General features: G+C 35.0%; 1 protein-coding gene. It reads right to left on the reverse strand.

Annotation, left to right across the window (positions count from 1 at the left end):
- The coding region (locus BAQ49_RS32895; protein WP_165616040.1) for a hypothetical protein at positions 1 to 366 on the reverse strand (366 nt) is incomplete at both ends.

The following is a 366-nucleotide window of genomic DNA, read 5'->3' on the forward strand; positions in this document are numbered from 1 at the left end:
TCAACAACAATGTAATGACAACACGACAAACATGGATGATGGTCAATAACAATATAATGACAACATGACCGATATGAATGATAGTCAACAACAATATAATGACAACATGACCGATATGAATGATAGTCAATAACGATACAATGACAACATGACCGACATGAATGATGGTCAACAACAATATAATGACAACATGTCCAACATGAATGATGGTCAATAACGATACAATGACAACATGACCGACATGAATGATGGTCAATAACGATACAATGACAACATGACCGACATGAATGATGGTCAACAACAATGTAATGACAACACGACAAACATGGATGATGGTCAATAACAATATAATGACAACATGACCGA

Origin of the sequence: Bacillus proteolyticus (assembly GCF_001884065.1) — a bacterium.
In the GTDB taxonomy this organism is placed as follows: Bacteria; Bacillota; Bacilli; order Bacillales; family Bacillaceae_G; genus Bacillus_A; species Bacillus_A proteolyticus.